General features: G+C 42.9%; 20 protein-coding genes and 2 pseudogenes. 15 read left to right on the top strand and 7 right to left on the bottom strand.

Annotated features, from left to right (window positions below):
- The first annotated feature begins 38 nt into the window (after positions 1-38).
- The 4 genes from J5O05_RS13200 to J5O05_RS13215 are packed head-to-tail and all read left to right on the top strand — an operon-like array spanning position 39 to position 4,640.
- Complete coding sequence (locus J5O05_RS13200) at positions 39-1,616, top strand: PAS domain S-box protein (RefSeq protein WP_208842425.1); 1,578 nt, start codon at positions 39-41, stop codon at positions 1,614-1,616.
- The gene (locus tag J5O05_RS13205) at positions 1,549-2,586 is read left to right on the top strand and encodes a PAS domain-containing sensor histidine kinase (RefSeq protein WP_208842426.1); all 1,038 of its coding nucleotides are present in this window, start codon (positions 1,549-1,551) and stop codon (positions 2,584-2,586) included. Before J5O05_RS13200 ends, J5O05_RS13205 begins: the two co-directional genes overlap by 68 nt.
- Entirely contained in the window at positions 2,504-3,769 is a 1,266-nt protein-coding gene (locus J5O05_RS13210; RefSeq protein ID WP_208842427.1) for a response regulator, read from the top strand. The genes J5O05_RS13205 and J5O05_RS13210 overlap by 83 nt, the downstream gene beginning before the upstream one ends.
- On the top strand, positions 3,738-4,640 hold the full coding sequence (locus J5O05_RS13215) for a diguanylate cyclase domain-containing protein (RefSeq protein WP_208842428.1): 903 nt from the start codon (positions 3,738-3,740) through the stop codon (positions 4,638-4,640). Before J5O05_RS13210 ends, J5O05_RS13215 begins: the two co-directional genes overlap by 32 nt.
- 95 nt (positions 4,641-4,735) lie before the next feature.
- On the opposite strand, the gene J5O05_RS13220 is transcribed toward J5O05_RS13215, so the two are convergent.
- Positions 4,736-5,110: a DUF3192 domain-containing protein gene (locus J5O05_RS13220; protein WP_208842429.1), complete on the bottom strand. Its 375-nt coding sequence runs from the start codon at positions 5,108-5,110 to the stop codon at positions 4,736-4,738.
- Between the two features lie 158 nt (positions 5,111-5,268).
- A complete protein-coding gene (locus J5O05_RS13225) occupies positions 5,269-6,216 on the bottom strand; it encodes a D-2-hydroxyacid dehydrogenase (RefSeq protein ID WP_208842430.1) in 948 nt (315 codons plus the stop codon).
- Positions 6,217-6,307: 91 nt separating this feature from the next.
- Between J5O05_RS13225 and zntR the strand changes: the two genes are divergently transcribed.
- The 3 genes and pseudogenes from zntR (at position 6,308) to J5O05_RS13240 (ending at position 9,270) form a co-directional block, all read left to right on the top strand.
- On the top strand, positions 6,308-6,721 hold the full coding sequence (gene zntR, locus J5O05_RS13230) for a Zn(2+)-responsive transcriptional regulator (RefSeq protein WP_208842432.1): 414 nt from the start codon (positions 6,308-6,310) through the stop codon (positions 6,719-6,721).
- The gene (locus J5O05_RS13235; protein ID WP_208842434.1) at positions 6,705-8,057 is read left to right on the top strand and encodes an SO_0444 family Cu/Zn efflux transporter; all 1,353 of its coding nucleotides are present in this window, start codon (positions 6,705-6,707) and stop codon (positions 8,055-8,057) included. Before zntR ends, J5O05_RS13235 begins: the two co-directional genes overlap by 17 nt.
- 111 nt (positions 8,058-8,168) lie before the next feature.
- Positions 8,169-9,270: pseudogene (locus J5O05_RS13240) on the top strand (lysophospholipid acyltransferase family protein).
- Between the two features lie 74 nt (positions 9,271-9,344).
- On the opposite strand, the gene J5O05_RS21940 reads toward J5O05_RS13240, so the two are convergent.
- On the bottom strand, positions 9,345-9,524 hold the full coding sequence (locus tag J5O05_RS21940) for a hypothetical protein (protein ID WP_244369621.1): 180 nt from the start codon (positions 9,522-9,524) through the stop codon (positions 9,345-9,347).
- Between the two features lie 376 nt (positions 9,525-9,900).
- Between J5O05_RS21940 and J5O05_RS13245 the strand changes: the two genes are divergently transcribed.
- Complete coding sequence (locus J5O05_RS13245; protein ID WP_005490895.1) at positions 9,901-10,143, top strand: helix-turn-helix domain-containing protein; 243 nt, start codon at positions 9,901-9,903, stop codon at positions 10,141-10,143.
- Between the two features lie 56 nt (positions 10,144-10,199).
- Here the strand turns inward: J5O05_RS13245 and J5O05_RS13250 are convergent, their stop codons facing one another.
- From J5O05_RS13250 to J5O05_RS13265, 4 genes are read right to left on the bottom strand one after another with little or no spacing between them, the layout of a single operon-like run.
- Positions 10,200-11,585, bottom strand: coding sequence for an AmpG family muropeptide MFS transporter (locus tag J5O05_RS13250; RefSeq protein ID WP_208842435.1), 1,386 nt, complete (start codon positions 11,583-11,585; stop codon positions 10,200-10,202).
- Positions 11,586-11,601: 16 nt separating this feature from the next.
- Entirely contained in the window at positions 11,602-12,219 is a 618-nt protein-coding gene (locus J5O05_RS13255) for a peptidylprolyl isomerase (RefSeq protein WP_208842436.1), read from the bottom strand.
- A 3-nt stretch (positions 12,220-12,222) separates the two neighbouring features.
- Positions 12,223-12,777, bottom strand: a complete 555-nt coding sequence (locus J5O05_RS13260) for a YajG family lipoprotein (protein ID WP_208842438.1) — start codon at positions 12,775-12,777, stop codon at positions 12,223-12,225.
- Positions 12,774-13,922, bottom strand: coding sequence for a methyltransferase (locus J5O05_RS13265; RefSeq protein WP_208842439.1), 1,149 nt, complete (start codon positions 13,920-13,922; stop codon positions 12,774-12,776). Before J5O05_RS13265 ends, J5O05_RS13260 begins: the two co-directional genes overlap by 4 nt.
- A gap of 39 nt (positions 13,923-13,961) precedes the next feature.
- On the opposite strand from J5O05_RS13265, the gene J5O05_RS13270 reads away from it, so the two are divergent.
- The 7 genes and pseudogenes from J5O05_RS13270 to J5O05_RS13300 all read left to right on the top strand — a co-directional run bounded on the left by J5O05_RS13270 (position 13,962) and on the right by J5O05_RS13300 (position 20,461).
- Complete coding sequence (locus J5O05_RS13270; protein ID WP_208842441.1) at positions 13,962-14,552, top strand: alpha-ketoglutarate-dependent dioxygenase AlkB family protein; 591 nt, start codon at positions 13,962-13,964, stop codon at positions 14,550-14,552.
- Positions 14,553-14,606: 54 nt separating this feature from the next.
- Complete coding sequence (locus J5O05_RS13275) at positions 14,607-14,918, top strand: BolA family protein (protein ID WP_208842442.1); 312 nt, start codon at positions 14,607-14,609, stop codon at positions 14,916-14,918.
- Positions 14,919-15,003: 85 nt separating this feature from the next.
- Complete coding sequence (fabV, locus tag J5O05_RS13280) at positions 15,004-16,194, top strand: enoyl-ACP reductase FabV (protein ID WP_208842444.1); 1,191 nt, start codon at positions 15,004-15,006, stop codon at positions 16,192-16,194.
- Positions 16,195-16,545: 351 nt separating this feature from the next.
- A complete protein-coding gene (locus tag J5O05_RS13285; protein ID WP_208842445.1) occupies positions 16,546-17,889 on the top strand; it encodes a Na(+)-translocating NADH-quinone reductase subunit A in 1,344 nt (447 codons plus the stop codon).
- A 3-nt stretch (positions 17,890-17,892) separates the two neighbouring features.
- Positions 17,893-19,092 (top strand): NADH:ubiquinone reductase (Na(+)-transporting) subunit B, encoded by a 1,200-nt coding sequence (locus J5O05_RS13290; protein ID WP_208842446.1) that lies wholly within the window; start codon positions 17,893-17,895, stop codon positions 19,090-19,092.
- Complete coding sequence (locus J5O05_RS13295) at positions 19,085-19,828, top strand: Na(+)-translocating NADH-quinone reductase subunit C (protein ID WP_208842447.1); 744 nt, start codon at positions 19,085-19,087, stop codon at positions 19,826-19,828. Before J5O05_RS13290 ends, J5O05_RS13295 begins: the two co-directional genes overlap by 8 nt.
- A pseudogene (locus J5O05_RS13300) lies at positions 19,828-20,461 on the top strand (NADH:ubiquinone reductase (Na(+)-transporting) subunit D). Before J5O05_RS13295 ends, J5O05_RS13300 begins: the two are co-directional and overlap by 1 nt.
- The last annotated feature ends 4 nt before the right edge of the window (positions 20,462-20,465 follow it).

Genomic DNA, 20,465 nt, shown 5'->3' on the forward strand with positions numbered 1-20,465 from the left:
CTATTTATCAATAACTTCTGGCCAACTAAGGACTGTTGATGCACTTCACGCCTCTTAAACATTACAAGCGGGCAATCATCGTGGCGGTGCTTTTACCTGTCGTTGTGGCGGCCATCCTTTGTTTACACCTTTACCAGCTTAAACTTGAACGGGCTTATCAATCTCGCGTTGATGCCATGTTAGTGGTCGATAATCTTATTGAGGCTCAGCTAGACCGAGCAAAGAATGTTTTCGACAGTATCGAATCGACCGTTTCAAAACCGCTGAGTTATGCATTTAAAGACAGCCATTTTGAAGCAGTATCGCAATTTGAAAACTATTACTATCAATCATTAAATAATGACCTTGGTGAAGTCGTTGGCACAGGGGCATTTAATGCTGCGCCTATGTCTCGTCAATATTGGTTTTCACTCTATACACTTGGACCGGTGTTCACCAGCGCATTGTCATTAAGTCCTAATTTAGAAGCGATTGCCTATGTGAATGAACAGGGCATGGCGTTTGTGAAACGGCGTGATAAAAGCAGCAGTGAATTGTTAACTCGCCTGATCAATCACGAGTTACGTCCTGATTTTTCACAGGGACTTATCGCAGGAAGCCACGTCGTTAACATCAATAAACATGCCTATTTTGCATTGGGCAAGCTGCGATTGAGCGACGAATCAGGTTATTTATTACTTATCTATGATTTAACCCAACTAAGTCATTGGATGGAGCAGCGCTCAGTCGTTGAAGGTGAACTTCGTTTATACAATCAATATAACGAGCAACTAGCAAGTTCATGGCCTTCAAGTGAACAGCCTTTAGTTTGGCCAAGTACAGAGGCCAATTCTGGTTCTTGGTTTGGCGGGATATTCTTAACGCGCACAAAAGCTCGTCCTATCAACGTCGCTTACTTTGAGCCAGAATCGATGTTTAAGTCAGTTATTCGCTATGAACAATTGCTTGAGTTTGGTTTTTTGAGTCTCTTTTTATTATTAACTGCGCTTGGGCTTTTTTGGTTGAGTTTACGATTATTTATAAAGCCCGTTGAGCAATTTGTGAGCTACTTGGTGAGTCAAGATGTGGCTGCAACCGATCCAAATTACAGTATCCCACGCGCGTGGTTGCCTTGGTTTCGTCGTATTAAACGAGTGGTTGCACAAAAGCAGTCGTTATTGACTCGAATCTCAGAAAGTAACGTTGAACTTGATCAAATGCTTCGTATGCAAACACGAGCACTAGAACGTAGCTTAGAGGCGAAAGACAGACAAACATCGCTGCTGAATACTATGCTCGATAGTGTGCCCGATTTAATCTATTTTAAGAACATCGACAGTTCTTTTCTTGGTTGTAATCGCGCCTTTGAATCGTTTATTGGTTTCAGTCGTAATGATTTGGTCGGGCGAACGCATGACGAAGTCACGGATAAATATCTTGAGTTACTGGATTTGGAGAAAGACTTCTTAGTACATAATGAAGTAAAAGAGCCTCAAATTGACGTTCGCCGAAAAAGTCTTCGAAGTGCGCCTGTCGCCATTTTATCACGAACAAAAAATTCTCGGTTCAATGACGGTGTTACGCGACATCACAGAAATAGACAACATGCTGAATGCGCTCAAGCAATCGGAGTCTAAGTTCCGAGCAGCCATTGAATTTGCCGCCAATGCTGTCTTACTTATTGCGATTGATGGCACGATTATCGAGTTGAACAAAGCTGCAAAACGATTTTTCTCAAATCAGAATCCTGAACTCGGTAAGCCGCTCTCGCAATTATTTATGGAAAAAGATTATCCCCGAATTGCGGATATGTTCAGTGAATTGCTACAAGAACATAAGAAAGTGTTGCACGTTACAGTCGAGCAATCCGCGCCTTACAGTCATTTGCAACTGAGTGGTTCGCTTGTTTGGGATGCTGCACATCAACCACAATATTTCGTTCTTAACGTCCAAAATATTACGGCTTTGACGAATGCGCGCTTAGCCGCCGAACGGGCAACACTGGCAAAAAGTCGTTTTATTGCCAACATTAGCCATGAAATACGCACTCCGCTGAATGCAATTTTAGGACTTTCTGAGCTTATTCGTGCACGTACTCAAGATGCGCAAACCAGTGACAGCGCAAGCAAAATTGACCATGCAGCTAAACAACTCCTAGGCATGCTAAATAGTATTCTAGATTTTGCAAAAGTAGAGAGTCAAAAAGGACGACTAATCGAAGAACCGTTCTTGTTGATGGATTTGGTCGACACCTGCAAAACGCTGACTGAGGTTCAATGTCAGCGAAAGGGCTTACAATTTGACTACGTTGTGGACAGAGAAATCAACCCGACCTTGAAAGGCGACCCTAGCAAGTTAAAGCAAGTGCTTTTGAATTTGCTGAGTAACGCAGTGAAGTTCACTGAATCTGGGAATGTCGCCCTTAAGCTTAAGCTTGTTGGGCAATCACAAGAACATCAACGTATTGAGTTTTCAGTTGAAGACACTGGAATCGGCATAAAAGCTGAAGAGCAAGAAAAGCTTTTTGACGCGTTTACTCAAGGCGATGATTCGAGTGCAAGGCAGTATGATGGTATTGGACTTGGGACTCGCGATTGTGAAGCATGAAGTCATGTTGATGGGTGGAGAAATTGAACTCGAGAGCAGTTATAAGAAAGGGAGTCGTTTCTTTTTTTCGTTGAATCTAGAAGCACCGCTTAAAGCACCCCAACAAGAGATCCCACTATTGAGTGCGCTTGAACAACAAGGACCAAACTACATAGCGCCTTGGTTAATGGATATGTCCTCAATAGAAACATTTTTATCTCAGCACCATACGCTGGAGCGTCTTTGGCTATTGCTTGAGCATTCACCATCGACCGCAGAGTTAGCTTGGATCCAAAATTTGCAGGAACATGGACTTGCTCATGTATATGCCACGTCCGCCATTGCTGAGGAAATAAGTACTCTTGGGTTGGATGTGCAAGTTATTGAACTACCTGAACAAGGATTTTGGCAAACGGCGTGTGAACGAATTTGCAAAGGTGAAACTCGGGAAAATGAACTGAGTGTTAATTCGTCAATCGTCGGTGCATTACTCGTCGTGGTTGATGATAACCCGCTGAACCTAAAAATTGCACAGAACATGCTGTCAATTCTAGGCGCATCCGTGGTGACATGCCAAGAACCGCTAGATGCGTTTGAGCTAATCACACGACTCAAGCCGGATGCCGTTTTGATGGATATACATATGCCACATATTGATGGCTTCACATTGACAAAACAAATAAGAGAAGTCATTCCAAAAAATCAAATGCCAATTCTAGCGTTAACCGCAGACATCGAAATTCAGCAGACGAATCAAGCTGAGCAAGCTGGGATGAATGGCGTTGTAACGAAGCCTATCGACAAAGTGGGACTACTCAGAGCCATCGATAAATTGTTGTTAACCCATGAGCCTTTTTATGATGAAGCTTTTGCGTTATCTCAAATGATGGGGAATCGTAATTTACTCGGTGTAATGCTTAAAAAGTTTGCTAAGCTTGTAGAAGAACAGAAACAAAGTTTATGTGAAACACAAGACATAAATCAGTTAGGGCAGATTGCTCATAGTATTAAAGGGACGGCTGCGGGGCTTGGTTTCAAGCGCTTGGCAGCGACCGCTAGAATTGTGGAGCAACAGGGAAAGTCAGAGACTCTTGAACACGAAAACATAACGAATTTGGTTAATGCACTCGTTCAAGTCCGTGAATTTATCTCAAAACATCGCGAGGAAAGTGATGAACAAGAGCGCCCAGATATTAGTCGTTGATGACGATCCTCTCAATCGTTTGGTGTTGGAAAACACCCTAAATGATGACTACGACATTGTTGTGTGTGGCAGTTGTGAAGAGGCGCAGTCCGTACTAAGCAAAAAGAACGTGGATTTGATTCTACTTGATATCTTAATGGGCAATGGTAGCGGGTTTGAACTTTTAGAAAAATGCAAAACCTGTATTCACTCTTACAATATCCCAATCATCATTGTATCGCAAAGTCATAGCTTTCAAGATGAGGCAAAAGCGCTCGAGCTTGGCGCCGTGGATTACGTTACAAAACCATACAGCCCTGCAATTATCAAAGCGCGGGTAAAAATCCATCTTACGATTAAAAAGAAAAATGACTTACTCGGTCGTTTAGCCAATATTGATGGGTTGACTGAAATCCCAAATCGTCGAGCGCTTGAAGAAAACCTAAGTGTGCTTTGGCAGCAAGCTGTGCAATCGCAGCAAGCATTGGCATTTCTATTAATCAGTATCGATTACTTTAAATCGTACAATGACAAACATGGCTACGCTCAAGGTGATGGGTGTTTAGTCAAAGTCGCGAATCAATTAGAACATACGGTAAATGAGTTTGGAGGCTTTGTTGCCCGATTTGATGGTGTGCGCTTTGCCGTTGTGTTAACTAAACAGAGTGAACCTCAACTAATGCAATGTACTTCGGCTCTTCATTTGGCTGTAGAACAGCTTGAAATCCCGCATCAAGCATCGCCAATCAGTGCATTTATTAGTCTGAGTATCGGTGGCGTGCTTTTGAAAGATCATTTTGGTGACAAGCCAAGTGATGTTTATGAACTTGCAGATTCGGCTTTGTTGAAGGCAGGGCAAGTGCAAAGCAAATTTGAGTTGGTCGTACGGTAAAAGATGACTGTTTGAAGAGTGAATATCGAACCGTTTTAAGTATCACCTGAATAAAGCGAGAGGCTCAAAGCATTGAGCCTCTCGCTTTATGTGTTCTATAACAATTGTTTAAGCGCGGTTTCACCAAAACCGGCTAACTTTCCATTTTTGAACAGTAATGGAGTACACTCGTCTTTGGTTACTTTTCCATCTGAATGTTTACTTTGCGTTGCAAAGTACAGAATTTGATAGACAACCTCATTTTTCTCAAGCGACTCAGAAAAATCGGGTGTACTGAACTGTGAAATGACTGAGTTGTATTCTGTTCCGAGCGCTAACTTTGCGATTTTATCGCGATTGCTTCGTTGTGTATCTTGCCAATCTGATTTTTGATTGCTCCAACTGTGTTCTACTTCGCCATCAGATACCGCGACAACACAACCAGACAATAATGGTAATGCGACCAAGGCGCTCAAAAGTACTTTTTTCATTTTTTATCCCTTTTTAGAATTCATTTTGCTTTGTTGTTCTAACGCAAATTGTTTGCCAATATTTTATGTTTTTATTTATCAATGAGATATAGTTTTTATCGTTTTTCTATTAGCCAAATCAACAGAAAAGTTAGCGAAATATCTTAATTTTTTGGAAATTAAACCACTCTATTACGTGGTTCATTATAATTATACGCCATGATGTTTTTAGCTATTTCATTCACTAACCGAGTTATCGACTCTTGGCTTGCCCAAGCGGTGTGAGGAGTCAGCAATAAATTAGAACCTTGATAGTGGCAAAGAGGGTTGTCCTGCTGAGCAGGCTCCTTACTCAAGACGTCCAGTGCGGCGCCTGCGATTTGTCCCGCTTCTAATGCTGACACCAATGCGGCTTCATCAACAATTCCTCCGCGGGCAGTGTTTACAATAAATGCAGAGTGTTTCATCAAGTTGAATTCGGGCGTTGATATTAAATTCTGAGTTTGACTATTGAGTGGGCAATGAATCGAAACTACATCAGCCATAACAAGCGCGTCGTTAAACGCGACTCGACCTTCGCGAACTGACGTTGCTGATTTTTGCTCTGCAATAATTACGTTTGCACCAAATGCTTGAGCAACACTTGCAACCGCTTGCCCTAAGCTACCATACCCGACAACCACGAAAGTTTTATCTTGTAGTTCCGAAATCGGATAGTCCAATCGACAAAACATATCACTTTGTTGCCAACGGCCAAGCTGGCAATCAGCGATGTAGCGATGCATGTTTGTCATTAAATTGCCAAGTAATGTAAATGTGTGTTGAACGACGGATGGTGTTGAATAGCCTGCGACGTTACACACAGCGATGCCAAGCGATTTTGCCGCGGCTAAGTCGACATTGTTGGTTCCTGTTGCGGCAATACAAACCAGTTTAAGGTTGTTCGCAGCCTCAAGGATTTCTTTATCTAGTATAACTTTGTTTGTTATTACTACATCTACATCCCTTATACGTTCAGAGGTTTGCTCTGGTAACGTCATTGGATAACACATGAGTTCTCCAAGTTGAGTTAACACCTCAAGCGAAGTATTCCCGAGCGTTTGAGTATCCAAAATTGCAATTTTCATCTGTTTTCCAACAAAGTTGACTTAGAGGCTTGACCTTGGGGTGTACTCCAAGGTTTATACTAAGCAATATGGTAAACAATCTGGAGTGGACATGAAAATAGGCGAACTGGCAAAACGTTTGAATATTTCAACGGACACGTTACGTTATTATGAAAACAATGGGTTGATTTCAGCAAGCGCTAGAACTGATTCAGGATACCGTGATTACGCTGAAGTTCAAGAACAACAATTACGTTTTGTGCTGCGGGCAAAAGCAGTTGGATTTAGCTTGTCTGAAATAAAAGAATTACTAAAAATTCGAATTGATAAACAGCAATATCAATGTGATGAAGTGAAAACGATTACATTAGCTAAGTTAACGCTGGTTCAAGAGCGTATCCGCGAGCTGCAATGTTTTGAACGTAGCTTAACGGTGCTTGCCGAACGGTGCTGTGGAGGTGCTGAACCTGCCGAGCATTGCTCAATTTTAACGACGTTGGAGGAGTTAGATGGACATCATTCTTAATTTTTGGCATTTATTTGTCCTTTCGGCACCTTGGTTGTTGCTCGGTCTGTTTATAGCCGGTGTTATTCACGTTTTTATTCCAAAAGATTTTTTGGCAAAGCATCTAGGTAAAGAGGGTTTTTGGACAACCGTGAAAGCAGCTTTCATTGGTGCGCCCATGCCGCTTTGTTCATGCGGTGTCATCCCTGCGGCGATTGGACTTCGTCGCGCTGGTGGATCAAAAAGTGCGACGACGGCATTTTTAGTTTCGACACCTGAAACGGGTGTTGACTCAATTTCTGTTTCATATGCACTATTGGGACCATTTATGGCTGTAATTCGTCCAATAGCGGCAATTACAAGTGCAATTGTGGCAGGGATCTTGGTTGGAAAAGAGTCGCAATTAACGCCTACTGCAGATAAAGCGTCGATGAGTGACACTGCCGATGCTAGTAATAAAGATACATCATGCTGTAGCACTAAAAAAAATACTTGTGCTACATCAAATGTTGATAAAGTAAGCGAGAGCGAAAGTGGTACTTCGTCTGCTAAAACCCCTGCACATACCGCTTGTTGTGAGATGAAGCCAGAAGCTATGAGTGAAGAGTCAAAGGTGTGTTGTTCGTCTGAAGCGTTACAACCACACGTTATGGCGAAGTCTAAATCGAGTTGTTGCAGTGCCAGCAAGGTAATAGAGGACGTGTCCCAAAGTAGTTGTTGCGCAAGTGGTAAAGAAAAAGTGAGTCCAGCAAAGAGCAGCGAAGGTAGCTGCTGTGGAACGAACGACCAAGCTGAACCTAACGCTTCGCTTAGTGCTAAGCTAAAGCAAGCCATACAATATAGCTCAGGTAAGCTCTTAAGCGACACGATGACTTGGTTGCTAGTAGGTCTATTTTTCGCGGCCTTAATTCAGACTTTCATTCCACCGGAGTTTCTCGGACAGTGGGGCAATGGCATCTTAGCCATGGTCGTGGTGATTTTAATCAGCATCCCGATGTACATCTGTGCAACAGCTTCTACACCGATAGCTGCAGGGTTGTTGTTAGCAGGGGTATCACCAGGTGCTGTCCTAGTATTTATGCTTGCCGGACCGGCTACCAATGTGGCAACTATCGGAGTTGTTGCCAATGAACTCGGTAAACGAGCGGTGTTTGCGTATTTAATTGGCGTAATTGGTGTTGCCATTGGTTTTGGTTTTCTAACCGATTACCTCATTGCAGAGTTTGGATTCTCAGTCGTCCCTGTGAATGCAATGGAACATGAGGTGCTGCCGATGTGGTTAAGTGTCGGTTCTGCAATGCTATTGGCTGGTTTGATGGTCAGATTAATGGTACGGTGGCAAAAAAAGACGGCTTAGTTTTTGATTTTGAACTAAAGTGGTCAGACTAGATAATCTTAGCCAGATTGAAAGCGGCGCGATAAAATAAGCGCCGCTTTTCATTTAATAGAATAAAAAAAGAGTAATTTAGTGGATAAATACGCAGACATCAGACCGTACAATGATGAAGAAGTTGCTCCAGCGCTTGCGCGCTTGTTGGCAGACAATGATTTTTTAGATGTCATTGCGAAATATACTTTACCCGCGTTTTTAGTGGCTTGGCGTCCTGTTTCTCGTTTTTTAGTCAGGTGGAAGCTAAAAAATAAATGGGGAAATTATACAACAGTTGCACAAGTGCAAGCTGAAGTGGCCAAGTATTTGAGTTTACTGATTGATAAAACGACTCAGAAAGTGTCTTTTTCTGGTTTTGAAAATCTGGACTCAAACAAACACTATTTGTTCATTTCAAATCACCGTGACATTGTGCTTGACCCTGCATTGCTTAATTGGGGGTTACATCGCCATGGAATGGACACAGTTCGTATCGCGATTGGCGACAATTTACTGCAAGTGCCGTACATCACGGAATTAATGCGTTTAAATAAAAGCTTTATCGTTAAACGCTCGGCAAAAGCACCGAAAGAAATGCTCCGAGCATTGAGTCAGCTTTCAGAATACATTTTTGATTCGCTGCAAAGTGGTCATTCAATTTGGATTGCGCAAAAAGAAGGTCGAGCGAAAGACGGGGTGGATTTCACCGATCCTGCACTTATAAAAATGCTGCAATTGCAAGGTCGCAAGCTCAAGCTTTCCTTTTCTGAATACATCAATCAATTAAATATCGTACCGGTATCCATCTCCTACCAATACGAACCTTGCGCAATTGCCAAAGCAAGAGAGCTTGTTCATAAAAAACAATTTGGCAGTTATGTCAAAGCGAAAGGGGAAGATATAGCGAGTATTTTTGAAGGGTTTAGCGCCGACAAAGGAAATGTCCACGTCGCTTTTGGGAAACCTATCGAAACAGCCGTGGATAATCCAGACGCTCTTGCGGACGAAATCGACGCGCAGATTTTGTCTCAATATCACTTACATTCAACGAATTATTTGGCCGCAGGTGATGAACAGCGTGTGAGTCTCTAATGAGAAAGCAGACTTTCTGGCTCGTCTTGCTAAAGTGCCTGAAGAGCTTAAAGAGCAAGTTTTGGCGATGTACGCAGAACCTGTTAAACGCAAAGTTCACAAAGAGTAGATAAATTCGTTCTTCTATTAAAAAGGCTCTCGATGAGCCTTTTTATTTTTACGCGCGATAATCTGCCTCAGTTGTTATACCGACGCATTGGTTACATGCATCATCAAAATTAAGAACCCGAGTACGAAAGTAGAAAAGATAAGGATGTAAACAAAGCCCTTTCTTCCTTTTTGGATTGGCACTCCGTAATGTCTCAAAAATAGATACCAAATCACACAAAGTATGATTGGCATCAAGAATAAAAGTCTGAACATTTTTTATCCTACCTCGCAAAAGCTAGTCCTTACTATGGCATAATATTGTGATTTATAAAGAGAAAATAAATTATTTCAAATACTGGTACATTACATAGAATATTTGTTAAAGTATTGAGTCGATTCAATGTAAATCAGAACGAAAGTTAAGTTGGTTATCGAACTATTTACATTTAGAACAGAAATAATGCGGATAAAATAGAGAAATTAAAAATCTTTGTGCAACATCCACATAATAGTCTATACCTAAATTGGGTCTAAGCATTGAAGTATTCATTTGCTGTCAATGTGGCTCTAGTATACATTACGGGATGAATGAAACGGGCATATTTCATTCAGACTTTACTAACCAATCATCTAGTAGGAGATGTATTTTATGATGGGTAAAACGGTTTCTTCAGAAGAAAACGGTAAATTGACCAAGTGGTTGAAGACTAAACGTCAAGAGAAAGGCCATACAATGCGTAGCCTAGCTCAAGTACTTGGTACACCACACTCATTCATTGGTAAAATCGAAAACCAAGAACGTCGTTTAGACGTCATTGAGTTTCTACGTTACTGTGAAGCACTAGAAGTAGACCCATATGAAGGTCTAAACCTATTAAAAGACGAAGCTTAATCGTCTTTTAGTTTCAGGGTAGTGACGTAGGTGCAAGGAGGCACTGATACCCACCTTTAAGACAGCGCCGAAGCCGCTTTAGATTTCGCTTCAACAGCGTAAAGTTTGTCTCTGATTAAGTACAAGAATAACAATGAAGGCAACACCATCAAGGCTGTTATCACAAAGAACAATGCCCAATTTCCATGTAACCAATCATCAATCACCACACCGCTGTAGCTTGATAACACGGTTCTGCCTAAGCTGCCAATTGAGGCCAGTAACGCATAGTGCGTAGCACTAAACGCCCTATCACAAAGCATACTAATAAAGGCAACAAGTGCCACCAATGACCACGCTTGAGTAAAGCCATCAATGATAATTGCAGCTAGGTACAGGTATTCCTTCGGACCACTTATCGCTATCCATGAAAACATTAAGTTCGAGGCTGCCATAGCGATACCACTGATAAAGAGTCCTTTAACAATCCCATATCGTTGATTGAATAGACTTCCTAGTAACGCAAATATGATGGTAATGAGGCCGCTACCTAATTTGGAGTATTGCGCAATTTGCGAGTTGCTAAAGCCTATTTCTTTATAAAAAACAATCGACATACGAGCCAAGAAAGATTCGCCAATCTTGAATAAGAAGATGAACAAGATGAGTGACAACGCGGTTTTAAATCCATTTCGTTTAAAAAAGCTCGCAAAGGGTTCAATAACCGTTACCGCGAGCCAAGCTCCTACCTTTGAAGCAAGGCCGCTAGTACTGCCAATACGCGCTTGATAGCGAGCTTCGAGATCGGCTTGTGTTTGTTCGCGATGCGTTTTGGGTTCATTGGCAAAAAGCGTAATGACGATTAAGACAACAAAGATGCCAGCCAACACGAAATAGACTTGGGGCCATTCGATGCTCGGTAAATCGGCTAAGAAGAAAGGAATTGCGCCAAGCAACGCATAACCTGTCCACCAACCTGAGGTTGCCATGGCCGCGGCTGCGGTGATCTTCTCGCCTTCATGCTCTTCAAAGCAATCAATGCGGAAGCCATCAATCGCAATGTCTTGTGTTGCACAAGAAAGGGCGATGATGAAACAACATAACGCGGCTAAAAACAGTTCGTTTTGGATATCCAATGTCGCCATTTTTAAGGTTGCGCACACAGCGATAAGCTGACATACAAGGATCCAGCTTCGGCGTTGGCCTAGAGCTGCATGTAGGTAGGGGAGCTTGATACGGTCGAGAAGTGGTGACCATAAAAAATTTACTGTGTAAGCCCCAAATACGAGGCCAAATAAACCAATGGTACTGCGGCTTAATCCTTCGTCTTTGAGCCATGCTGACATGACTGAGCCAATCAACACCCAAGGAAATCCGCTTGCGATACCAAACCCAAACACCGTCGCTAACCGTTTGTCTGAAAAAAGCATTTTAAAATAATTTAGCATTAATGACGGTGTCATAGTGAACTCTTCGTTGTTATTGTTGTTCTTCCAACACTTCCATGTTGAAAATAATCACAGGTTCTTTCGGAATAAATGAGTAACCCAGTTTTTTATTGTAATCCGTTTCAACGCGCATAATGGCATCTAACGTGTCGGTGCCTTCCACAGCATAACCAAAAACAGCAAATCCCCAACCTTTACCGGGGTTTAAATGGTCGTTGTCATTCATGTTAAAAAAGAACTGACGCGTAGCCGAATGTGGTTTGCTGTCCTGATACGCCATAGCTATTGTGTACATATCGTTTCGTAAGCCGTTTCCGCTTTCGTTAAAAATTGGCGCTCGTTCAAACATCCCGTCGTAATCTTTGTCATACCCACCACCTTGAATGACGAAGTCTTTCTCGTTGGCATCGTCTCGTTCGACACGGTGGAAAACGGACCCCTTGTAATCGCCATTTGCAACGTAAGTAAGGAAATTGTTCACCGTGATCGGTGCGCGCATTCGATCAAGTTCGACTACAACGGCCCCTTTGCTTGTGTTGATTTTTACATGGGGGAACAAGTTATCTTTTTGGACGAATTTACCGTCAATAGCAGCAAAACAATTGAGGCTGAATAAGCCAATCAGTAAAGCGGCGAACCACGCTTTCATTTTCTACTCCTCTAGGAATGCAATCACTTCTTTGTCACTAATCATACGGGTAATGATCTGAATTATTAAGTTATTGAGTTGATTTTCGACTTTTGATTGTTCATGTAATAGTGGTCCCGTTAGTTCCGCTTTTCCTGAGAAGGTCTTATTGAATTGACGGCGGCCATCGCTAATTTGCAACTCGAATTCTGCAACGGCATTACTGGTGTGCTGCGTTAAAGATTCACTTACTCTGGCGTTAAGTGATTTAATCAGCAGTGTCATTCGGGTATTGGCACTTACAACGACTCGAGCCTTTTGTGCTTCTAGCGCATCAGTTAATGCCCGTTCTACCAACGTGGGTAATTCAGCGTGTGGCAGGTAGATTTGAGGCTCTTGATCAACCACTTTAATCGAAAATTTACTCACTCGGTGGTCAATGACACTCAGTTGAAGTGTTTTTGGAATTGCATGGTAAAACCCACCTTGATATTGAGGTGATAGGACAACTGGACGCAATGCGGAAGAGCATCCACTCAAGCAAAAAATTAGGAAAAATAAACTGGCAACTATCTTCATGATTGACCTCGTTTTTGAGCGCTTAATACGACAAATTTCTTGTTACTTCCGAGTAACTTGCAGTTATCAAATAGGCGATTAAGTTTTTCTTCGTAACCTAAATGACGATTACCAATAATACGCAGTTCTCCACCAACACGAAGCGTCCGTTTCGCTTCTAAAAACATCTGCCACGCAATATGATCCGTGATGGCTTGAGCTTGATGAAAAGGAGGATTGCATAGAATTAAATCCGCAGTTGCTGGCAAAAAGCCAGACAAACAGTCAGTTTGAATAAACTCACACTGCGCCATTTGTTCTGGCAAATTTTCCTGAACGTTCAGTTTGGCAGAGGCAACAGCCATGGCGGACTCATCGACGAAGGACACCTGTGCGTTGGGCATTTTTGACAGCACGGTTAAACCAATTACGCCATTACCACACCCTAAATCTACGATACGAAGTGATTTCTTGCCCTGCGGTAAGTAGTTCATAAAAAACCGAGCACCAATGTCCAGAGAATCTCGTGAAAACACGTTCGCATGGTTAAACACTGTGAACTCTGTATTTTCCAATGGCCACGAGACCAAATGTTCGCGTATGGCTTTACCTTCGCTGAGTGTTTTGGTTGCAGCAAAGATAAGTCGAGATTTTTTACAAGCAAGGCTTGTGGTAGGTTCACTCAGCGATTTGCCAATCAGTTTCAATGTTGACGTGTGAATGTCCTTCGCTTTACCTGCAAGCACAACAGGGACACCCGGTTTGAGGTGGGTGCTGAGTTGTGAAAGTAATGCGGCCAGAAATCCATTATTTTTCGGCAGTTTAATAACGACGAGATCGATTGTATCGGCAAAATGTGCAAGGCTACCAACGAACTCGACCGTTTTGTCTACTAAGTTGTTTGCTGCTAGATTGTATTTTGTTGCTTCATGGCTTACGAAGGAATCTGAGAGGGACGTAATTTTAGGTGCATTCAACGCACACGCTAGCGCACCAAAGCCATCATTAATTATTAACAGATGTTTTGGCGCGTCCGCTAACGTCTCTACATGCTCAACCAATAGCTCATCGGCAGAATCCCAAGCTTGAAGGCTACGGTTCTTTTGGTCCAGAGGAAAGCGGTGTAGAGTATAAGTTACTCCACCTAATAAAGCGTCTGTTAGCATAGTGTTCGTTGTCGCGTTAAAGAGAAGTTGAATCATACCATGTTTGAGTTGTCGCAAAAACCAGACTTGCCAAATGGTTTTCAATACTTAATGCCCGTGATTAGCACGCAAAAGGCGTGGTCACTCTTTGACTTTTTACGGTTGAACATTAATTGGCAACAACCATCGATTCAAGTGTACGGGAAATTTCATCCCATTCCTCGATTACAGTGTTACATCGCTGACTCAGGGCTGAATTATCAATACTCGGCACTGAATTTACTTCCAGACGCTTGGAATGAACCTTTATTCGCGATGCGGCAGCGTTTACAAACAGCGTTTAAACAACCCTTCAACGCAGTATTATTAAATTATTATCGTAATGGCTTAGATTGTATGGGATGGCACAGTGATGATGAGCCGGAATTAGGCGACCATCCGACGATAGTGTCAGTGTCACTTGGTGCGGCTCGCAAATTCGCCATTAAAGACCGTGAAACGGCTTCACAATGGCAATTATATCTAGAGCACGGTAGCGCGTTAGTAATGACCGGAATGAGTCAGCAGCTCTACGTGCACAGCCTACCAAAGCAGCGCAAAGTGGGTGAAGGTCGGATTAATCTCACGTTTAGAAACATAGTGAATAAATAGCAATTCACGAGTCGCCCAAGTATAGTAGCGGGCAAAGAACTAGAGGAATTTCACATGTCTATGCAACAAACTTTATTCGACAAAATCAATGCGGCGATTTCTTGCTCTTTTTTAGACGTCGTAAATGAAAGCCACATGCACAGTCGAGGTGAAGACTCTCATTTTAAAGTCGTTGCAGTCAGTGAAAGCTTTTCGGGTCAACGTTTATTGCAACGCCATCGTACAATTAATGCTATCCTTGCCGATGAACTGGCGAATCATATTCATGCGTTGGCCATACACGCGTATACGCCAGAGGAATTCGCAGAGCGTCAGAATGAAGCACCAGCTTCACCTTCTTGTTTAGGTGGTTCAAAGTTCGATTAGTAGCTGATCAGACCTGATCTTGCACGAACTACCAGTAAACTAGGACAGTTTTTCTAAAAGCAAAAAGACGAAAATAGGACTCAACATGGTTATTCAGCCGAAAATTCGTGGTTTTATTTGTACTAATGCACACCCAGTAGGCTGTGCTGCGCACGTAAATGAACAAATTGCATACGTGAAGTCGCAAGGCAAATTAACTAATGGCCCTAAAAATGTACTCGTAATCGGTGCATCAACTGGTTACGGTCTAGCATCTCGTATTACCGCAGCATTCGGTTACGGTGCTAAGACACTTGGCGTGTTCTTTGAAAAAGAAGGCGTTGAGAAAAAGACGGGAACTGCGGGTTGGTATAACACTGCTGCATTTCAACGTGCGGCAGAAGCAGAAGGCCTATGGTCAAAAAACATCAATGGTGATGCGTTTTCTGACGAGATAAAAGCGAAAGCAATCGAAACAATTAAAGCTGAGATGGGTCAAATCGATTTAGTGGTTTACTCGTTGGCTTCACCACGTCGTACTGATCCAAAAACGGGTGAAACGTATTCTTCTGTATTAAAGCCAATTGGTAAAACAGTTACGACTAAAAATCTAAACACGTCTAAGCGTGCTATCGATGAAGTGACTGTTGAAGCAGCAAATGAAGACGAAATTGCAAATACCATTAAAGTAATGGGTGGCGAAGATTGGGAACTTTGGATTGACGCGATGCATGACGCTGGCGTTTTAGCTGAAGGATTTAAAACCGCAGCGTACACTTACATTGGTAAAGAGTTAACGTGGCCAATCTACGGTCACGCGACGATTGGTAAAGCGAAAGAAGATCTAGATAGAGCAGCAAAAGCGCTTAATGAGAAAACAGCTGCGCTGAAAGGTGAAGCTTACGTAGCATCGTTAAATGCGGTGGTAACTCAAGCGAGTTCAGCGATTCCAATCATGCCTCTGTATATTTCAGCGCTTTTCAAAGTGACCAAAGAAGAAGATATTTACGAAGGTACGATTGAACAGATCCATGGTTTGTTCACGGAAAACCTGTTTGGTGAGACACCTCGTTTTGACGATGGCGGTCATTTATTCCAAAACTACAAAGAGCTTCAAGACGATATTCAAGCGCGTATTCAAACGATTTGGGACGCGACGACGACAGAAACAATCGACGAATTAACGGATTATTTTGGTTACAACAATGAATTCCTTCGTCTATTTGGATTTGGGTTTGAGTCTGTAGACTATGACGCAGATGTTGACCCTGTCGTAGAGATAAACCACATGGTTTAAATCGGAAAGCCGCTTCAAAGCGGCTTTTTTGCGTTTTTAGGGACGAATCGAGAGGGCTTTGTTGATTTTCTCGAATACCTAAATGCAATACCACAATAGTCTAGGTTGCAAAATTGTCGCTTAAACAGAGCCACATAAAAGGCTTTGTTTCGCGTATTAATTTCATATTTCCACTCGCATAGTCGGTATGATTGATGTTAAAATCTGGGAAATATGTAAGAACATTATCGCATCGCTCAAAGAGTGTTGAGATGGGGTTGCTCTTTAAATCCTAACCAATAACTTGAATAAAGCGTCATGCGGTGAACAAAGATTATTCAGTTTCTTTCCATTAATGTAATGCAAGTGCGTATGATCAACATAAAAAAAGGTCTGGATTTACCGATAGAGGGCGCACCTCAACAAGTTATTCATGACGGCCCTGCTGTCAAACGAGTAGCTGTGTTAGGTGAAGAGTTTATTGGTATGCGTCCTACCATGCATATCCGCGTGGATGACCAAGTCAAAAAAGGCCAAGTTCTTTTTGAAGATAAAAAGAACCCAGGCGTCAAGTTCACTGCGCCAGCTTCTGGTGTAGTTAAAGAAATTAACCGTGGTGCGAAGCGCGTACTTCAGTCAGTTGTGATTGAAGTGAGCGGCAATGAGCATATCGCGTTTGATAAATTTGCTGCTTCTGAACTAGCTGGTTTAGATCGCGAAGTTGTTAAACGTGTACTAGTTGATGCAGGTCAGTGGCCAGCATTACGTGCTCGTCCGTTTAGCCGTGTTGCAGCGTTAGATGCAACGCCAAGCTCAATCTTCGTTACGGCAATCGACACTAACCCATTAGCTGCAGATCCTGCGGTGATCATCGCTGAAAACGTGGAAGCGTTTGAAGCGGGTCTCGCTGTCGTGTCTCGCTTAACTGATGGTAAAGTGTTCGTTTGTAAAAAAGCGGGCGCGAAAATCCCAAGTTCTGCTATTTCACAAGTTGAAGTACATGAATTTGCGGGCGTTCACCCAGCTGGTAACGTTGGCACTCACATCCATTTCCTCGATGCAGTTTCTGCAAGCAAGCAAGTTTGGCACTTAGGTTACCAAGACGTAGTAGCGTTTGGTAAGCTTTTCCTAACTGGCGAAGTTTCAGCAGAGCGTGTGATTTCACTCGCTGGTCCTCGAGTTAAGAATCCTCGTTTAGTTCGTACTACTCTCGGTGCGTCGTTAACTGATTTAGTATCAGGTGAGCTAGAAGAAGGTGACAACCGTATCATTTCTGGTTCGGTGTTGGCTGGTAAAACAGCAACAGGCCCTCATGCTTACTTAGGTCGTTACCACGTTCAAGTGTCTGTACTACTTGAAGGTCGTGAAAAAGAACTATTTGGTTGGATTGTACCAGGCAGCGACAAGTTCTCTGTTACTCGTTCGTTCCTGTCTCACCTAGCGCCAAGTCGTCTATTCAAGATGACTACGTCAACAGGTGGTTCTGACCGTGCGATGGTTCCAATCGGTAGCTACGAGCGCGTAATGCCTCTTGATATTCTGCCAACACTCTTATTGCGTGACCTTATTTCACGTGACTTAGATGGCGCAATTGCGTTAGGTGCATTAGAGCTAGATGAAGAAGATTTGGCACTTTGTACTTTCGTATGCCCAGGCAAATACGAGTACGGTTCAATCCTTCGTGATTGCTTGACGACTATCGAGAAGGAAGGTTAAGAAATGGCCTTAAAGAAATATTTAGAAGACATTGAACACCACTTTGAACCGGGCGGTAAGCACGAAAAGTGGTATGCATTGTATGAAGCAGTTGCAACGATTCTGTACACGCCAGGTTATGTAAACAAAGGCGCAACACACGTTCGTGACAACATCGACCTAAAACGTATCATGATTTTTGTATGGTTGGCGACATTCCCAGCTATGTTCTTTGGTATGTTTAATATCGGTCATCAAGCGACTATCGCTCTTGGTAATGGTTTCGAGCTTGCAAATAGCTGGCAAGTAGCCCTTTTCCATATGTTTGGTGGTGACCTCTCAGCGACTTCCGGTTGGGGCGCTAAGATGTTCTATGGCGCGTGTTTCTTCCTACCTATCTACGCAACGACCTTTATCGTTGGTGGTTTTTGGGAAGTGTTATTCGCGTCTATCCGTAAGCACGAAGTGAACGAAGGCTTCTTCGTAACATCTGTACTATTTGCACTTATCCTGCCTGCAACAATTCCATTGTGGCAAGTAGCACTCGGTATCACATTCGGTGTGGTTATTGCGAAAGAAGTATTTGGTGGTACAGGCCGTAACTTCTTAAACCCAGCACTTGCTGGCCGTGCATTCCTGTTCTTCGCATACCCAGCGCAAATTTCTGGTGACACAGTATGGACAGCCGTTGATTCATTCTCGGGCGCAACATACTTAAGCCAAGCTGTTGCAGGTAGCCTTGACTACAGCAACATGGCGCTTTGGTGGAATTCATTCTACGGCTTTATCCAAGGTTCTGTAGGTGAAACGTCAACACTAGCTATCCTAATCGGTGGCTTGTTCTTGATCTACACGCGTATTGCTTCATGGCGCATCGTACTAGGTACTTTCCTTGGTATGGTTGTGACTGCGACGATTCTTAACATGGTAGGTTCAGAAACAAACGCTGCATTCGCAATGCCTTGGCATTGGCACCTAGTATTAGGTGGTTTTGCATTTGGTATGTTCTTCATGGCTACTGACCCTGTATCAGCTTCATTCACGGACAAAGGTAAATGGGCATACGGTGCACTTATTGGCTTCATGGTTGTGATGATCCGCGTTGTAAACCCGGCATACCCAGAAGGCATGATGTTAGCAATTCTATTCGCTAACTTATTTGCGCCGCTATTTGACCACTTCGTAGTGCAGGCTAACGTGAAGAGGAGATTAGCTCGTGGCTAAGAAAGAAACAGTTGGCAGAACGTTAGGCGTTGTTGTTAGCTTATGTTTAGTGTGTGCAATTGTTGTAGCAACAGCATCTGTGCAACTACGTCCACTACAGAAAGCAAGTAAATCTGCTGATATTCAGCGTAACATTCTACTTGTATCTGGTTATAAAGACGTTACTGATGTTGCGAACACATTTGCGAACAACATCGAGTCACGCGTCATCAACATGGATTCAGGTGAGTTTGTTGATGAAGACCCGTCGACGTTTGATTTTGAAGCCACTAAGTACGATGCTAAGCGTAGCGTTAAGCTTGCAAAAGCGGATGACAAAGCGGGCATTCAACGTATGACGACGAATTCACCGGTTTACTTTGCTCGCAACGAAGCAGGCAAAATCGAGACTATCGTGCTACCAATCCAAGGTTACGGCCTTTGGGGTATCATGTACGGTTTCTTAGCGCTTGAAGCTGATGGTGTGACGGTTAAGTCAATCAACTTCTTCAAACACTCTGAGACACCAGGTCTTGGTGGTGAGATTCAAAACCCGAAATGGACAGCGCTTTGGGCTGGAAAAGCTCTACCACTTGACGTTGTTAAGAGTGGTGCTGAAGGTAACCAGCATAAAGTTGACGGTCTATCAGGTGCGACATTGACATCTCACGGTGTTGATAACACAGTTGATTTCTGGACTAGCGACAAAGCATTTGGTCCGTTCCTTGCGAAAGTACGTAAAGGAGAGCTGAACTAATGGCTAATGCAAAAGACGTAAAACAGGTTCTATTTGGCCCTGTACTAGCAAATAACCCGATTGCACTTCAAGTACTGGGTATTTGTTCTGCGCTGGCGGTAACATCAAAAATGGAAAAGGCGTTAATCATGTCAATCGCATTGACATTGGTTACGGCGTTTTCAAGCTTGTTTATCTCAATGCTACGCAATCACATCCCATCGAGCGTTCGTATCATCGTTCAGATGACGATTATCGCTTCGTTGGTAATCGTTGTTGACCAAGCGCTTCAAGCGTTTGTTTACTCAACAGCAAAAGAACTTTCGGTATTCGTTGGTCTAATCATTACCAACTGTATCGTAATGGGTCGTGCAGAAGCTTATGCAATGAAGTCGCCTCCAATGATGTCATTCCTTGATGGTATCGGTAATGGTTTAGGCTACTCAGCGATGCTAATGACAGTTGCTTTCGTTCGTGAATTAGGCGGCTCAGGTTCATTATTTGGTGTACAAATTATGCCACTTATCTCTGAGGGCGGTTGGTATCAACCAATGGGTCTATTGATCCTACCTCCGAGCCTCGTTCTTCATCATTGGTCTTATTATTTGGGCGCTACGCACTTATAAGAAAGATCAAGTAGAAGCGAAGGCGTAAGGGG

Source organism: Pseudoalteromonas xiamenensis, assembly GCF_017638925.1.
Classification (GTDB): Bacteria; Pseudomonadota; Gammaproteobacteria; order Enterobacterales; family Alteromonadaceae; genus Pseudoalteromonas; species Pseudoalteromonas xiamenensis.

Excerpts from the sequence above, each read along its gene's own strand:
- J5O05_RS13200 (WP_208842425.1), top strand. The coding sequence starts at position 39 with ATGCACTTCACGCCTCTTAAACATTACAAGCGGGCAATCATCGTGGCG.
- J5O05_RS13205 (WP_208842426.1), top strand. The coding sequence starts at position 1,549 with ATGACGGTGTTACGCGACATCACAGAAATAGACAACATGCTGAATGCG.
- J5O05_RS13215 (WP_208842428.1), top strand. The coding sequence starts at position 3,738 with ATGAACAAGAGCGCCCAGATATTAGTCGTTGATGACGATCCTCTCAAT.
- J5O05_RS13220 (WP_208842429.1), bottom strand. The coding sequence starts at position 5,110 with ATGAAAAAAGTACTTTTGAGCGCCTTGGTCGCATTACCATTATTGTCT.
- J5O05_RS13225 (WP_208842430.1), bottom strand. The coding sequence starts at position 6,216 with ATGAAAATTGCAATTTTGGATACTCAAACGCTCGGGAATACTTCGCTT.
- zntR (WP_208842432.1), top strand. The coding sequence starts at position 6,308 with ATGAAAATAGGCGAACTGGCAAAACGTTTGAATATTTCAACGGACACG.
- J5O05_RS13235 (WP_208842434.1), top strand. The coding sequence starts at position 6,705 with ATGGACATCATTCTTAATTTTTGGCATTTATTTGTCCTTTCGGCACCT.
- J5O05_RS21940 (WP_244369621.1), bottom strand. The coding sequence starts at position 9,524 with ATGTTCAGACTTTTATTCTTGATGCCAATCATACTTTGTGTGATTTGG.
- J5O05_RS13245 (WP_005490895.1), top strand. The coding sequence starts at position 9,901 with ATGATGGGTAAAACGGTTTCTTCAGAAGAAAACGGTAAATTGACCAAG.
- J5O05_RS13250 (WP_208842435.1), bottom strand. The coding sequence starts at position 11,585 with ATGACACCGTCATTAATGCTAAATTATTTTAAAATGCTTTTTTCAGAC.
- J5O05_RS13255 (WP_208842436.1), bottom strand. The coding sequence starts at position 12,219 with ATGAAAGCGTGGTTCGCCGCTTTACTGATTGGCTTATTCAGCCTCAAT.
- J5O05_RS13260 (WP_208842438.1), bottom strand. The coding sequence starts at position 12,777 with ATGAAGATAGTTGCCAGTTTATTTTTCCTAATTTTTTGCTTGAGTGGA.
- J5O05_RS13265 (WP_208842439.1), bottom strand. The coding sequence starts at position 13,922 with ATGCTAACAGACGCTTTATTAGGTGGAGTAACTTATACTCTACACCGC.
- J5O05_RS13270 (WP_208842441.1), top strand. The coding sequence starts at position 13,962 with ATGTTTGAGTTGTCGCAAAAACCAGACTTGCCAAATGGTTTTCAATAC.
- J5O05_RS13275 (WP_208842442.1), top strand. The coding sequence starts at position 14,607 with ATGTCTATGCAACAAACTTTATTCGACAAAATCAATGCGGCGATTTCT.
- fabV (WP_208842444.1), top strand. The coding sequence starts at position 15,004 with ATGGTTATTCAGCCGAAAATTCGTGGTTTTATTTGTACTAATGCACAC.
- J5O05_RS13285 (WP_208842445.1), top strand. The coding sequence starts at position 16,546 with ATGATCAACATAAAAAAAGGTCTGGATTTACCGATAGAGGGCGCACCT.
- J5O05_RS13290 (WP_208842446.1), top strand. The coding sequence starts at position 17,893 with ATGGCCTTAAAGAAATATTTAGAAGACATTGAACACCACTTTGAACCG.